Source organism: Rhodococcus sp. IC4_135, from assembly GCF_011602025.1.
In the GTDB taxonomy this organism is placed as follows: Bacteria; Actinomycetota; Actinomycetes; order Mycobacteriales; family Mycobacteriaceae; genus Rhodococcus_F; species Rhodococcus_F baikonurensis.
Genome location: NZ_JAAOLG010000011.1, coordinates 70,838 through 84,422, shown reverse-complemented (window position 1 = coordinate 84,422; position 13,585 = coordinate 70,838). Strand labels below are relative to the sequence as shown.

Sequence of the window (13,585 nt, the reverse complement as noted above, 5' to 3'; positions counted from 1 at the left end):
AAGTATGAATTGGGCAGCGAAAGGATGGACGAACCGGCTCAGTTGCCGGTGCCGCCGGCCTGATTCGCACGGGAGACGACGTGGTCGACGAAGCCGTACTCGAGAGCTTCCTTCGCCGTGAACCAACGGTCACGGTCGGAGTCCGCGGTGATCTGCTCGACCGTCTGGCCGGTGTGCTGAGCGATCAGCTCGGCCATCTCGCGCTTGGTGTGCTTGAACTGCTCGGCCATGATCGCGATGTCACTGGCGGAACCACCGATACCGGCGGACGGCTGGTGCATCATGATGCGAGCGTGCGGCAGTGCGTAACGCTTGCCCTTGGTGCCTGCCGAGAGCAGGAACTGACCCATCGACGCCGCAAGGCCCATGCCGAAGGTGGCGATGTCGCACTCGGCGAACTGCATCGTGTCGAAGATCGCCATACCTGCGGTCACGGATCCACCGGGCGAGTTGATGTAGAGCGAGATGTCTCGCGTCGGGTCCTCGGCCGAGAGCAGCAGGATCTGTGCGCACAGCTTGTTGGCGATGTCGTCGTCGACCTGGGTACCGAGGAAAATGATGCGCTCTCGCAGCAAGCGCTCGTACACCGAGTCGCTGAGGTTCAACCCAGCGGTCGCTGAAGTCATGGCGGGACTCTGCAAAGTCTCCAGGTGATTGGAAGTCACGGTACCTGCCTTCTATGTGGATCTACTTGTGCGGTGGATCGTCTATGCGAAACACTTCTACTGACACAGACAGTAACGAAGTAGGGCGGCACCGGAGTCCCGGTGCCGCCCTACTTCGCTCAAAGCGGAAAACTCAGTGCAGTCGATCGTGGTGAAAACACCCGTCCGCCTGCGTTTTTACTTGTCTTCGCTCTCGGCGGAATCAGACGCATCCGCTTCGGTTTCGTCCTCGCTGCTGCCGAACAGTTCAGCGGTGTCGACGACTGCGCCGGAGGTGTCCTTGACACCGGCCGACTCGACGACGGACGCGAGAGCCTTGCCACGACGAACGTCTGCGAAGACGGCGCCGAGCTGGTTTGCCTGCTGGATCTGCTGGATGAACTGCTCGGGAGCCATGCCGTAACGCTGCGCCTGGAACAGGATGCGCTCGGTGAGCTCGTCCTGACCGACGGTGACGTTGCCCGCATCGGCGATCGAGTCGAGCAAGAGCTGCGTCTTGACGGAGCGCTCAGCGGCTTCCTGTGCATCCTTGTCGAACTCTTCGCGGCTGCTGCCCTGCTCTTCGAGGAGCTTGTTCAGTGCCTCTTCGTCGTGATCGAGACCGTGAACGGCGTCGTGCAGTGCAGCGTCGACCTCAGCCTTGACAACGGCCTCCGGCAACGGAACCTCGACGGTCTCGAGCAGCTGCTCGAGAACCATGTCGCGGATCTGACCGGCCTGCTCGACCTTGCGGACGCGTGCGACGCGCTCACGGAGGTCAGCCTTCAGCTCTTCGAGGGTGTCGAACTCGCTGGCGAGCTGAGCGAACTCGTCGTCCTCAGCCGGAAGCTCGCGCTCCTTGACCGTCTGCACGGTCACGGTGACAACAGCTTCCTTGCCCGCGTACTCGCCGGCGACCAGCGTCGACGTGAAGTCCTTGGACTCCCCCGCCTTGAGGCCGACGATGGCTTCGTCGAGGCCCTCGATGAGCTGGCCCGATCCGACCTCGTGCGACAGTCCGCTCGCGGTTGCCTCGGCAACGTTCTCGCCGTCGACGGTGGCCGACAGGTCGATCGAGACGAAGTCGCCGTCCTCGACTGCGCGGTCGACCCCGGTGAGGGTGCCGAAACGCTGACGCAGCGAAAGCAGCTGCTCTTCGATGGCTTCGTCGGTGATCTCGATCGGATCGACCTCGACGTTGATGGAGCTGAAGTCGGGAAGCTCGATCTCGGGGCGCACGTCGACCTCGGCGGTGAACTCGAGGAGCTCGCCGTCTTCGATCTTGGTGACCTCGATCTCGGGCTGGCCGATGGCCTTCACGCCGGCGCTGGTGACAGCCTCGGAGTAACGCGACGGCAGAGCGTCGTTGACAACCTGCTCGAGCACTGCGCCGCGACCGACACGTGCTTCGAGGAGTCGGGCCGGAGCCTTACCGGGGCGGAAGCCGGGGAGACGAATCTGCTGCGCGAGGGCCTTGTAGGCCTTGTCGAAATCAGACTTGAGTTCCGCGAAGGGCACCTCAACGTTGATACGGACTCGCGTCGGGCTGAGCTGCTCGACGGTGCTCTTCACGAAACTTCGCTCCTTCGTCTGGTCTTGCTCACAACTTGTGTTGAATCGGTACTGCTGTCTGGCGCGGCACTCCACTCCCGTACTTGCTGGAGGTGAGTGCCATGTACGTACTTGTCGGGATGACAGGATTTGAACCTGCGACCCTCCGCTCCCAAAGCGGATGCGCTACCAAGCTGCGCTACATCCCGTTTCCGATCACATGAAACACACGATACGGCCATCCGAGGCCACAAAGACAGCGGGCCACAAAGGCAGCCACCATCGGTGACCGCGCACAACCCTATCGCGCTCACTACTCTCTCACGAACCCGACCGCCGTTTGTACACGGCCCGGCTGTCCGCCCCCACAAGTATGTCATCCAACTATGTCATCCACCGCCGCCACATACAGCTTTGCCTGAACCGTGATGCGAGCCGGAATCAGAGGCCGGGCCGGAAGGAAAAGACACCCCGACTCGCCGGGCAAATCGAAATTCCCCAGGTGAACGACGGTCTCGAACTTCTCCGACCCCCCGATTATGAAATCCGGTGGGGCATTGGGTACAGTTTCGTATCGCAGACGACGAACACGGCGATCCCGAGTTGTCGTATGCACGGGGATGTAGCTCAATGGTAGAGCCTCAGTCTTCCAAACTGATCACGCGGGTTCGATTCCCGTCATCCCCTCCATCAGGAGGGAAACTCCACAAAGAATCCGCACCGGCCCAGCCGGTGCGGATTCTTTGTGTTCAGACTTTGCTCGCTCAGACCACTCCCCTGCAGTCCGTATCCTGGAGTTGTCCGGATCGATTCTGCTCGGGAGGCCACTCGTGACCACGATTCTTCTCATACTCGTCGTTCTGGCCGTAGTCGTATTTCTGGTCATGAAAAGCCAGCAACGCGGTTCCGGCCACAGCGCAACGCAACTCGACGACGCGAAAGCCGATGCCCGGCAGGCGATCGAACGCCTCGGCGGTCAGGTCTACAACCTGACCGGCAGTGACGACGCGTCGCGCCAAGCCCTCGCCGACGCGGCCGAACGATACAACGCCGCAGGCTCGCAGATCGATCAGGCCGCAACGCCGGTGCAGGCACGTCTCGCGAAACAGACTGCACTGGAAGGGCTTTACTACATCCGCGCGGCACGGGTGGCGATGGGCATGGATCCGGGACCGGACGTTCCTTCCATCGACGGACAGAAGGCTGCGGGTTCGGTCACCGAAGATCGCGAGGTGGAATTCGAGGGCCGCAAGGTCGCCGCATCACCCAATCCGTCGTCGCACACACCCAACTACTACCCCGGCGGCCGAGTCGCAGGACGCCCGGTCCCGGCCGGCTGGTACTCCGAGCCGTGGTGGAAGCCTGCCCTCGTCGCCGGGGCGTGGGGTCTGGGTTCGATGATGCTGTTCTCGACCATGTTCTCCGGAATGGCCGGGGTTCCTTACAGCGCAGAAGCTTTCGCGCAGGGTGGCGATACGGGAGCCGAGGGTGACTCCGGAGACCAGGGTGACTCCGGCGACTCGGGAGATCAGGGTATGGACGCCGGTGACTCCGGCGCGGACCAAGGAAGTATCGACAACACCGATTTCACCGCAGACGGCGGAGGCGGCGACTACGGGGACTTCGGAGGCGGCGATTTCGGCGGTGGGGACTTCGGCGGCTTCGACTTCTAAGCCGACTGACACACCGGGCACCAGAACAGGTTTCGCGCCTCCATGACGGAATGCAGGATCGGCGTGCCGCACACGCGGCACGGCGATCCTGCTCTTCTGTAGACGTAGGTCCGCGGACGATCTTTTGCGTACGCCGGATCTCCGTTGTCGTGCTCGGCGCGAACGACGTGCATCTTCCCGCGCCTGACACCGACTTTCATCAACTCGACAAGATCTGCCCACATGGCAGTCCATTCGTCGTGAGAGAGAAGATTCCCCGGTCGTTCAGGGTTGATTCCGTGACGAAAGAGAAGTTCGGCGCGGTAGACGTTGCCGACACCCGCCAGGACCGCCTGGTCCATGAGCAGCGCGCCGATCGCCTTCTTGGACTTGGAGATTCGCAACCAGGCTTTCTCCGGATCCGCGTCGCGGCGCAATGGGTCCGGCCCGAGTCTCGCCTCGATCGCGGCGACCTGAGGGGGCAGCAGGACTTCGCAGGCAGTAGGACCACGAAGGTCGGTGCCGAAATCGGCACCGACCATTCGCATCCGGACCTGGCCTACCGGTTCTTCCATCGGCAGGGCGGAGTCGGTGAACTTTCCGTACAGCCCGAGGTGTACGTGAACTGTCAATCCGTTGTCATAGGTGTGCCAGAGGTGCTTTCCCCAGGCATCCGAGGACGTGAGTACGTGTCCGTCCACCAACCGCGCGTCCTCGGCGAATCTGCCTTGCGGACTGAGGACGCGGACCGGTGAACCGACGAACTTGCGGGCATGCAACCGTGCCAGCCGATGCAGGGTATGACCTTCAGGCACGGAACAACTTTCGAATCAGGCTTGCGGCAGAGCCGGTGCGACGCCGGTCTTCTCGTACTCGGACAGGATGTCGATACGACGCTGGTGGCGCTCTTCACCCGACCATGCGGTGGCGAGGAAAGCGTCGACGATGGCAAGCGACTCCTCGAGGGAATGCATACGTCCGCCGATGCCGATCAGCTGAGCGTTGTTGTGCTCGCGGGCCAGCTTCGCCGTTTCGACGCTCCAGGCGAGGGCGCACCGTGCGCCGGGGACCTTGTTCGCTGCGATCTGCTCGCCGTTGCCACTGCCGCCCAGGACGATTCCCAGGCTGCCTTCGTCCGCAACGACGCGCTTTGCGGCTTCGATGCAGAATGCCGGGTAGTCGTCCACGGCGTCGTACTCGTGAGCACCACAGTCGACGGCCTCGTGGCCGTTCGCTTTCAGGTGTTCGATGATCTCGTTCTTACGTTCGAATCCGGCATGGTCGGCACCCAGGTATACGCGCATGGCGACAATTCTCTCAGGCCCGACCAGCCGGGCGCACCCGGGTCGACGTCACACTTTCAGGAACACGCATCACCGCGCGAGCGCACCTATCGTGGTGCCCATGTACCCCGTCAACGGCCAGGCCGCTGCACCCGCCGTTCGTGTGTCACCGGGCAGTGACGCCGTTCGCCACCCGTGGGAAATTCCGCTACTCGTGCTCGCGGTGCTGACGACGGTCGTCACTTATGTGGTGGCGATCGTCCTGATCGCTGCGGGTGATCTGTCGACATGGATCCTCGTGGTGCTCGCGGCTCCGATCCTGCTGTTCCTCGCGCGAGGTCAGCTGTACGGATCGCAACAGGTCAACGGAATCAAGATGACGCCTTCACAATTTCCGGAGGGGTATCAGCTGGTTGCCGAGGCTGCGGCACGGTTCGGCATGCAAACTCCGCCGGATGCCTACGTCGTGCTGGGGAACGGACGGATCAACGCGTTTGCGTCGGGGCACGGATTTCGCCGTTTCGTCGTCGTCTACAGCGACCTGTTCGAAGTCGGTGGGCAGGCTCGCGAGCCCGATGCGCTCGCATTCATCATCGGCCACGAGGTCGGCCACATCGCTGCTGGGCATGCGTCGTACTGGCGTCAGTGGGGACAGTTCGCGTCGAACTACATTCCGGTGATCGGGTCTTCGCTGTCGCGTTCCATGGAGTACACGGCAGACAACTTCGGTTTCCACATGCGCCCGCAGGGCGCACCGGGCGCCATGGGTGTCCTCGGCGCCGGAAAGTATCTCGTGGGTCTGGTCGGGTTCGACGAACTCGCCGATCGCGCGACACTCGAATCCGGTTTCTTCCCGTGGTTCGTCAACATCTTGTCGTCACATCCGGTGCTGACCTGGCGTGCGGCCGCGCTTCGCAACCGCACGCACTCAGGGCATCTGTTCTTCCGGCCCGGTCAGCTCTACCGAAATCCGGCGCTCACTGCCGCTCAGTCGAACTGAGGATCCTCGTTGCGGGTCCGCTTGAGCTCGAAGAAGTGGGGGTAACCGGCCAGCGCGACGGCGCCGTCCCAGACCTTGCCTGCATCCTCGCCGCGCGGGATGCGTGACAGCACGGGACCGAAGAACGCCACGCCATTGACATGGATCGTCGGGGTTCCGACGTCGGGTCCGACGGCGTCCATACCCTTGTGGTGGCTCTCACGCAGTGCCTCGTCGTACTTGTCGGTGTCGGCAGCCTCGGCCAATTCAGGAGGCAGGCCCACCTCGGCGAGGGACGACTTGATGACGTCGGCGAAATCTTTGTTTCCCTCGTTGTGAATCTTCGTACCCATGGCCGTGTACAGCGGCAGCAGGATCTCGTCACCCTTCAGCTGCGCTGCAGCGATAGCGACGCGGACCGGGCCCCAGGCCTTGGTCATCATCTCGCGGTACTCGTCGGGAAGGTCGCGGCCCTCGTTGAGAACCGCAAGGCTCATCACGTGGAACTTGGCCTCGATGTCGCGTACCTGCTGGGCTTCGAGAATCCAGCGCGAGGTGATCCAGCACCACGGGCAGAGCGGGTCGAACCAGAAGTCAGCAGTGTCCGTGGTCTTGCTCGAGGTTGCGCTCACGAAGAAACTCCCTATCAGTTCATGTCGGTCAGGTCATATCAGTTCGGGGACATACTCCCGTTCTGCCAACAATCATGAACCCGCAATCCTTCCCGCGCTTTCGCCCGAACTACCTTCCGATCGCAGTAGTGTCGAAAAGAAACGAGTACGAAGGAGTGGTTCAGTAATGAGCACCAACCGGAGATTCGTGATCGTCGGCGGCGGGCTCGCGGGCGCAAAGATCGCAGAAGCCCTGCGTGACAAAGATTTCGACGGTGAGATCACCGTTTTGAGTGAAGAAGACCACCTCCCGTACGAGCGGCCGCCACTGTCGAAGGAGTTCTTCGCGGGCAAGAAGACACTCCCCGAATTCACCGTCCACGACGGCGAGTGGTTCCGCGACCATCACATCGATCTTCGTCCGGGAACGACGGCAACGGCCATCGACCCCGCTGCGCACACCGTGTCACTTCCGGACGGTTCCACGATCAGCTACGACAAGCTCGCCTTGGCCACCGGTTCACGTTCGCGGCGCCTCGACATCCCGGGGTCCGACGCCGAAGGCGTTCACTACGTACGAACAGTCGATCAGGCCGCTGCGCTGCTGCGCACCCTGGCCGCCGACAAGAAGCTCGTCGTGATCGGTGCCGGCTGGATCGGTCTCGAAATTGCCGCGTCGGCCCGCGGTTTCGACGTCGACGTCACCGTGCTCGAACATGCCGGCCTTCCGCTCGAATCGACCCTCGGCCCGGAAATGGGTGAGGTCTTCGCCGCTCTGCACCGCCAGAACGGCGTCGACTTGCGCACCGGCACGGACGTCAGCGCAATCTCTGTCGACGGCGATCACGCCTCGGGCGTCACTTTGAGCGACGGCACCGTGATTCCGGCCGACGCCGTGTTGATCGCTGTCGGCGCGTTACCGAACACCGAGTTGGCGTCGGAGGCGGGTATCGACGTCGACAACGGCGTTCTCGTCGATGCCGGTCTGCAGAGTAGCGACCCGGACATCGTCGCAGTGGGCGACATCGCGGCCGCACAGCATCCGATTCTGAATTCACGAATTCGGGTGGAGCACTGGGCAAACGCGCTCAACCAGCCTGAGACGGCCGCAGACACCATGTTGGGGCGGCCTGCCGAGTACGTGCGCATGCCGTATTTCTTCACCGACCAGTACGACCTCGGGATGGAATACGTGGGTCACGCACCGCACGGCGGCTACTCCCGTGTGGTCACTCGCGGCGACGTCGACAAGCGCGAGTTCCTGGCATTCTGGCTCGATTCCGCGAACAAGGTGCTCGCCGGCATGAACGTGAACATCTGGGACGCCGGTGACGCCATCAAGGAATTGGTCGCGTCTTCGGGTCCCGTCGATCCGGAGCGTTTGGCCGATCCGGAGATTCCGCTGGCAGAAGTGTCCGCTTGAGTGCAGTCGTTCTCTTCGTGATGGGATGGACGTAATAGATCCGCACCATCTACGAGGAGATCTTTGTGGTCGCACCTAACCTGACACGCGAAACCGCAGCGCAACGGTCGGCAATCCTGACCGTCCAGAACTACCTGATCGAACTCGATCTCACCGACGGCAACGACGCACCCGGCGAGGAGACGTTCTCCTCGAAGACCACCGTCACGTTCACGGCGACGGCAGGCGCAAGCAGCTTCATCGACATCGTCGCGGCCCGAGTCCATTCCGCGGTCCTCAACGGCACCGCGCTCGACGTCTCCGACTACGACGAGTCGACGGGTATCAGCCTGCCCGACCTCGCTGCCGACAACGAACTGGTCATCGAGGCCGATTGCATCTACTCCCACACCGGCGAGGGGCTGCACCGATTCGTCGACCCGACCGATGACGCCGTCTACCTCTATTCACAGTTCGAGACGGCCGACGCCAAGCGCATGTTCGCGTGCTTCGATCAGCCCGATCTGAAGGCCACGTTCGACGTCCGCGTCACCGCTCCCACGTCGTGGAAGGTCATCTCCAACTCCGCTGTCGTCGAGACCCTCGCCGCCGATCCCGGCCAGCACGTCTTCCGGACCACCCCGAAGATGAGCACGTACCTGGTGGCGCTCATCGCCGGTCCCTACGCGCAGTGGACCGACAACTACTCCGACGAGCACGGCGACATCCCCCTCGGAATCTTCTGCCGCTCTTCGCTGGCCGAGTTCATGGACGAGGAGCGGCTCTTCACCGAGACCAAGCAGGGATTCGACTTCTACCACCGCAACTTCGGTGTTCCCTATGCCTTCGGCAAGTACGACCAGCTCTTCGTCCCGGAATTCAATGCGGGCGCGATGGAGAATGCCGGCGCCGTGACCTTCCTGGAGGACTACGTCTTCCGCTCCAAGGTGACCCGCTACTCGTACGAGCGTCGCGCCGAGACGGTCCTGCACGAAATGGCGCACATGTGGTTCGGAGACCTCGTCACGATGGCGTGGTGGGACGACCTGTGGCTCAACGAGTCGTTCGCGACCTTCGCTTCGGTCCTGTGCCAGACGGAAGCGACCGAGTACACGAACGCGTGGACGACGTTCGCCAACGTCGAGAAGTCGTGGGCATACCGCCAGGATCAGTTGCCGTCGACGCACCCGATTGCCGCGGACATTCCGGACCTGGCCGCCGTCGAGGTCAACTTCGACGGCATCACCTACGCCAAGGGCGCCAGCGTACTCAAGCAGTTGGTCGCCTACGTCGGACTCGAGCCGTTCCTCGCCGGACTGCGTGAGTACTTCCGTGAGCACGCATTCGGAAACGCAACCTTCGACGACCTGCTGGGCTCACTCGAAAAGTCTTCGGGCCGTGACCTTTCCGACTGGGGTCGACAGTGGCTCAAGACCACCGGCCTCAACATCCTGCGACCCGACTTCGACGTCGACGCAGACGGAAAGTTCACCCGATTCGCCGTCCTGCAGGACGGTGCCGCCCCCGGCGCCGGGGAGCGTCGAATCCACCGGATCGCCATCGGCATCTACGACGACGTCGACGGCAAGTTGGTGCGAAGCCATCGCGTCGAACTCGACCTCGATGCTGTGGAAAGCACCGATGTCCCCGAACTTGTCGGCGTCGCCCGCGGTGCACTCGTGTTGGTCAACGACGACGATCTCACCTACGGCTCCGTGCGACTCGATCCCGAATCGTTGGCGACCGCGATCGAGCGAGTCGGCGACATCACCGAGTCACTCCCCCGCACCTTGGTCTGGTCGGCGGCGTGGGAAATGACCCGTCAGGCCGAACTGAAGGCACGCGACTTCGTCGCACTGGTCGAGCGCGGCATCAGTTCGGAGACCGAAGTCGGTGTGGTGCAACGTCTCTTGCTCCAGGCCCAGACCGCCATCGGCTCCTACGCAGACCCTGCCTGGGCCGAGGCCGAAGGCGCGGCGAGCTTCGCCAATCGGTTGCTCGAACTCGCACGTGAGGCGGAGGCCGGGTCCGACCATCAGCTGGCATTCGTCAACGCACTCACCGGCGCCGAACTCTCCCCGTGGCACACCGAGGTTCTGCGCGAATTGCTCGACGCCGATCCTTCCACCGTTGGGCTCGACGGCCTGATCGTCGACACGGATCTTCGCTGGCGCATCGTCGGGGCACTCGCAGCTGCCGGTGAGATCGACGCCGAAGGAACTGCAACTCCGTTCATCGACGCCGAAGCCCAGCGTGACCCGACCGCGGCGGGCGCTCGTCAAGCCGCGGCTGCCGCGGCCGGACGTCCGCAGGCCGCTGTCAAGGAAGAGGTCTGGGCGAAGGTCGTCGGCGACGACTCGGTGCCCAACATCACCGCGCGATCCATCATCGGCGGGTTTGCTCGCGAAGGCCAGGACGAATTGCTCGAACCCTTCGTCTCCCGCTACTTCGCCGACATCGCGGCAGTGTGGGAACGACGCTCGAGCGAAGTGGCGCAGACGGTTGTCATCGGGCTGTACCCGTCGTGGTCGATCTCTGCAGAATCCATCGCGGCCGCAGACCGATTCCTCGAAGGCGACATCCCTCCCGCGCTGCGTCGTCTGGTCGTCGAAGGCCAGGCCGGTGTGGTTCGTTCGCTCGCCGCACGAAAGTTCGACGCGAGCTGACATGCGAAAGGCCGGTGCCCGCGTCGATTCTCACGAATCGACGCGGGCACCGGCCTTTGTCCGACAAGAAGTTACGGCGCTGAGATTGCGGCTGCCATAACGCGGATTGCGCTGATCAGCCCGTCGATCAGATTGCCTTCGCTGAACGATGCGACAGCTGCGGTTGCTCCGAGCTGGGTAACGCGATCAGTGACCCGATCGGCGATTGCCCGCCCGCTGCGTACCTCGACGGTGCGCTGGTTGGGCGAGACAGCGATCAGCACCGAACGCTCGGCTTCGGGCGTGGTCGGGAACAGTGCGTCGGCACCCGCTGCCGGATCGGAACCGAGATCACCGATGTAAGCGTTGAATCGCACCTTGGTGGCGCGCGTCGCTTCGGTCATCGCGACGTCGAGCGCGACCAGATCCCTGGTCTCGAACGGAAGATCGTCGGTGAACGGCTCGCCGATGCGGTGCACACCGGAAACACGTCCGCTGGACGTGACGACGCTGCCGACCGGCAGGTCCTCGGGCGCTACTGCGAGCGCGGTCGAATGATCACCACTTGCCACTTGCGGACCCTCCGATCAGATCAGCCGAACCGGCTTCGATTGCGTGCGCACTGCCGTGATGGCCACCGCGAACGGTGACTTCGTCGACAGCACTCCACAGCACGGGAGCGTGATCCCACGACTCACCGAGATGGAACGCCGGCGGAACCGGTCCCGGCGTCTTCTTCCCGAGGAAGGACGCAGCCGCGAAGAACGCGGTGATCAAGGCCGGAATCCCAACGTATATCAGTACTACCTCGAGAATGCTCACACCAGATAACGTAGCCCAGAACGCCAGGAAGGAAAGCGTCAGGGCCACAAATTCTCGGGCAATTTCGTTTCGGTGACGACAGAACGCGGCTCAGGCTGCGCCCACGCCGACACATAGCTCAGGCTGCGCCCACGCCGACACATAGCTCAGGCTGCGCCCACGCCGAGATACGGCATCCACGCCGGATGCAATTCCTTGGTCGCCGCGAGCAGACGCCAGTGCGGGCCGGACGGCGGAACCAGTTCCGCACGGAGAGTCCATCCGAGTTCGCTGAGCATCTTGTCTGCCTTGCGGTGATTGCAGGGGGCACAGCACGCGACGCAGTTCTCCCACGAATGCCCGCCACCTCTGCTGCGAGGAACGACGTGGTCGATGGTTTCGGCTTTGGCTCCGCAGTACGCACATCGGAAGTGGTCACGATGCATCAGTGCGGCACGAGTCATGGGGATACGGGCGCGATACGGAACGCGCACGTAGGTGCGCAATCGAATGACCGAGGGAACCTGCACCGACCAGTCTGCAGAATGGACTACCGGGCCTTGTTCGTCCTCGTGGACGGTATCGGCCTTGCCGCAGGCCATCAGTACGACCGCGCGCCGGGCAGGAAGGGCGGTCAGCGGTTCGTACGTGACGTTGAGCAGTAGCACCCGACGTTTTACCCACTCGGGCACGACGCGATCGGGAGGGAACATCTCGAGGTGAGAACGTTCTTCGGAAAAGAGTGGGTCGGCAGTGTGCGCGAACCCGTCAGGAACAACTTCCAGAACAGCCCCTAACGCGTGGTCGTTCCGCGCGCTAGTGGGCTGGAGTTGTCGGTGATTGCGTGCAGCATGTCGGTTCTTCATACGACCTCCGGGAGACTGCCCCCAAGTTGACCACGGATGATCGCGTTACGCACTCCCATTTCGAACAAAATTGCCAGGACGGCCGGTGAATTTCCGGTGAATGGGTACGCAGTCCGACCCGATACCACCGTCGTCGACCCGGAAACCGACCACTACGGCCGTCAGGCACAATGGAAGTTGCCATGAATGACGTACAGCACGACGTGCAGCAGACCTTCTACGACGCCGTCGGCGGAGCCGAGACGTTTCACAAGCTCACCGCGCGATTCTACGAAGAAGTCGCGAAGGACGAGGTTGTGCGCCCGCTCTACCCCGAGGCCGATCTCGGCCCGGCCGAGCGGCGGATGCGGATGTTCCTCGAGCAGTACTGGGGCGGGCCGCACACGTACTCGGAGGAGCGTGGTCACCCGCGTCTGCGGATGCGCCACAATCCATTCGTGATCGGCCCGATCGAGCGTGATGCGTGGCTGCGGTGCATGCACGTAGCCATCGCGTCCATCGACGAGAAGACTCTGAGCCCGGTGCACCGAAAGCAGTTGATCGACTACATGGAGATGGCTGCCGCGTCCATGGTCAACTCCGCCATCTGACCGTTTACTTCGCCTTCGGCCTGAACACGCGCGCGACCCGACGAGCTGCTCGTACCCCGAACGACACCGTGGGATGCAGGGGTGAACTCAAGATTGCATGCTTGCGCACGTACTCTTCGACCTCCCACTCCGACCAGCTGCCCGCACGAAAAAGTGCGGCATCGCCGACTCCGAGGGTTCGCTTCGCGATTCCGTCGGCCTGAACGGTGACCGAACCTTCGATGATGTGCACGATTTCGTCCGCGTGGAAGTACCAGCGAAAGCGCCCCTTGGTGCAATCCCAGACGTGCGTGGTCGTGGTTCCGTCTTTACTCACCGACCACTGTGCCGAGCGCGCAACCGGTGTGCCGGAGATTATCCAGTCCCGGTTGATCGGATCCTCGTCGAGTAACACGTGATCCAAATTGACCGCTTCGATTGCCGACAAAGTCAAGGCCAAGCCCCCTTGGTTGAATTCTCGATACTTCTCCCCCGGCAGTAACACCAAAGTTGCCACTTGGCATCGCCGCGTCAATGCAAAGTACACCAAGGCTAGGTAAAGAGTCACGCTTTTGCCGTGTC

14 protein-coding genes and 2 tRNA genes are annotated in these 13,585 nt (G+C 62.8%); 6 read left to right on the top strand and 10 right to left on the bottom strand.

Annotation, left to right across the window (positions count from 1 at the left end; all coding sequences use genetic code 11):
- Positions 1-38 precede the first annotated feature (38 nt).
- From G8767_RS20235 to G8767_RS20225, 3 genes are all read right to left on the bottom strand, one after another.
- Positions 39-626, bottom strand: a complete 588-nt coding sequence (locus G8767_RS20235) for an ATP-dependent Clp protease proteolytic subunit (RefSeq protein WP_007730960.1) — start codon at positions 624-626, stop codon at positions 39-41.
- 216 nt (positions 627-842) lie between these two features.
- Positions 843-2,216 carry a trigger factor gene (gene tig, locus G8767_RS20230; RefSeq protein WP_166811407.1) on the bottom strand — a complete coding sequence of 458 codons (1,374 nt, stop codon included), beginning with the start codon at positions 2,214-2,216 and terminating at the stop codon, positions 843-845.
- A gap of 114 nt (positions 2,217-2,330) precedes the next feature.
- Positions 2,331-2,404 (bottom strand) — tRNA-Pro (locus tag G8767_RS20225).
- 407 nt (positions 2,405-2,811) lie between these two features.
- Between G8767_RS20225 and G8767_RS20220 the strand changes: the two genes are divergently transcribed.
- Both G8767_RS20220 and G8767_RS20215 read left to right on the top strand, forming a co-directional pair.
- Positions 2,812-2,885, top strand: a tRNA-Gly gene (locus tag G8767_RS20220).
- A gap of 194 nt (positions 2,886-3,079) precedes the next feature.
- Positions 3,080-3,868 (top strand): DUF1542 domain-containing protein, encoded by a 789-nt coding sequence (locus tag G8767_RS20215; protein WP_166811518.1) that lies wholly within the window; start codon positions 3,080-3,082, stop codon positions 3,866-3,868.
- On the opposite strand, the gene G8767_RS20210 is transcribed toward G8767_RS20215, so the two are convergent.
- Together G8767_RS20210 and G8767_RS20205 are read right to left on the bottom strand one after the other, a co-directional pair.
- The gene (locus G8767_RS20210) at positions 3,865-4,662 is read right to left on the bottom strand and encodes a DNA-formamidopyrimidine glycosylase family protein (RefSeq protein WP_095969715.1); all 798 of its coding nucleotides are present in this window, start codon (positions 4,660-4,662) and stop codon (positions 3,865-3,867) included. The two genes, G8767_RS20215 and G8767_RS20210, sit on opposite strands and share 4 nt — an antisense overlap.
- Positions 4,663-4,677: 15 nt before the next feature.
- Positions 4,678-5,151 (bottom strand): ribose-5-phosphate isomerase, encoded by a 474-nt coding sequence (locus G8767_RS20205; protein ID WP_095969714.1) that lies wholly within the window; start codon positions 5,149-5,151, stop codon positions 4,678-4,680.
- Between the two features lie 100 nt (positions 5,152-5,251).
- Here G8767_RS20205 and G8767_RS20200 point away from each other — a divergent pair, with 100 nt between their 5' ends.
- A complete protein-coding gene (locus tag G8767_RS20200) occupies positions 5,252-6,130 on the top strand; it encodes a M48 family metallopeptidase (protein ID WP_166811405.1) in 879 nt (292 codons plus the stop codon).
- Here G8767_RS20200 and G8767_RS20195 read toward each other — a convergent pair.
- Positions 6,118-6,741, bottom strand: coding sequence for a DsbA family protein (locus G8767_RS20195; RefSeq protein ID WP_003944541.1), 624 nt, complete (start codon positions 6,739-6,741; stop codon positions 6,118-6,120). The two genes, G8767_RS20200 and G8767_RS20195, sit on opposite strands and share 13 nt — an antisense overlap.
- 166 nt (positions 6,742-6,907) lie before the next feature.
- Between G8767_RS20195 and G8767_RS20190 the strand changes: the two genes are divergently transcribed.
- A complete protein-coding gene (locus G8767_RS20190; RefSeq protein WP_166811403.1) occupies positions 6,908-8,143 on the top strand; it encodes an FAD-dependent oxidoreductase in 1,236 nt (411 codons plus the stop codon).
- Positions 8,144-8,208: 65 nt separating this feature from the next.
- Positions 8,209-10,788, top strand: a complete 2,580-nt coding sequence (gene pepN, locus G8767_RS20185; protein ID WP_166811401.1) for an aminopeptidase N — start codon at positions 8,209-8,211, stop codon at positions 10,786-10,788.
- A 71-nt stretch (positions 10,789-10,859) separates the two neighbouring features.
- Here pepN and G8767_RS20180 read toward each other — a convergent pair whose 3' ends face one another.
- From G8767_RS20180 to G8767_RS20170, 3 genes are all read right to left on the bottom strand, one after another.
- The gene (locus tag G8767_RS20180; RefSeq protein WP_095969711.1) at positions 10,860-11,339 is read right to left on the bottom strand and encodes a DUF5130 domain-containing protein; all 480 of its coding nucleotides are present in this window, start codon (positions 11,337-11,339) and stop codon (positions 10,860-10,862) included.
- A complete protein-coding gene (locus tag G8767_RS20175) occupies positions 11,326-11,589 on the bottom strand; it encodes a hypothetical protein (RefSeq protein WP_007730943.1) in 264 nt (87 codons plus the stop codon). Before G8767_RS20175 ends, G8767_RS20180 begins: the two co-directional genes overlap by 14 nt.
- Before the next feature lie 146 nt (positions 11,590-11,735).
- Positions 11,736-12,281 carry an HNH endonuclease gene (locus G8767_RS20170; RefSeq protein WP_019749093.1) on the bottom strand — a complete coding sequence of 182 codons (546 nt, stop codon included), beginning with the start codon at positions 12,279-12,281 and terminating at the stop codon, positions 11,736-11,738.
- A 335-nt stretch (positions 12,282-12,616) separates the two neighbouring features.
- Between G8767_RS20170 and G8767_RS20165 the strand changes: the two genes are divergently transcribed.
- Positions 12,617-13,024, top strand: coding sequence for a globin (locus G8767_RS20165; protein WP_003944464.1), 408 nt, complete (start codon positions 12,617-12,619; stop codon positions 13,022-13,024).
- 4 nt (positions 13,025-13,028) lie between these two features.
- Here the strand turns inward: G8767_RS20165 and G8767_RS20160 are convergent, their stop codons facing one another.
- Positions 13,029-13,463 carry a cupin domain-containing protein gene (locus tag G8767_RS20160; RefSeq protein ID WP_200317925.1) on the bottom strand — a complete coding sequence of 145 codons (435 nt, stop codon included), beginning with the start codon at positions 13,461-13,463 and terminating at the stop codon, positions 13,029-13,031.
- Positions 13,464-13,585 lie beyond the last annotated feature (122 nt).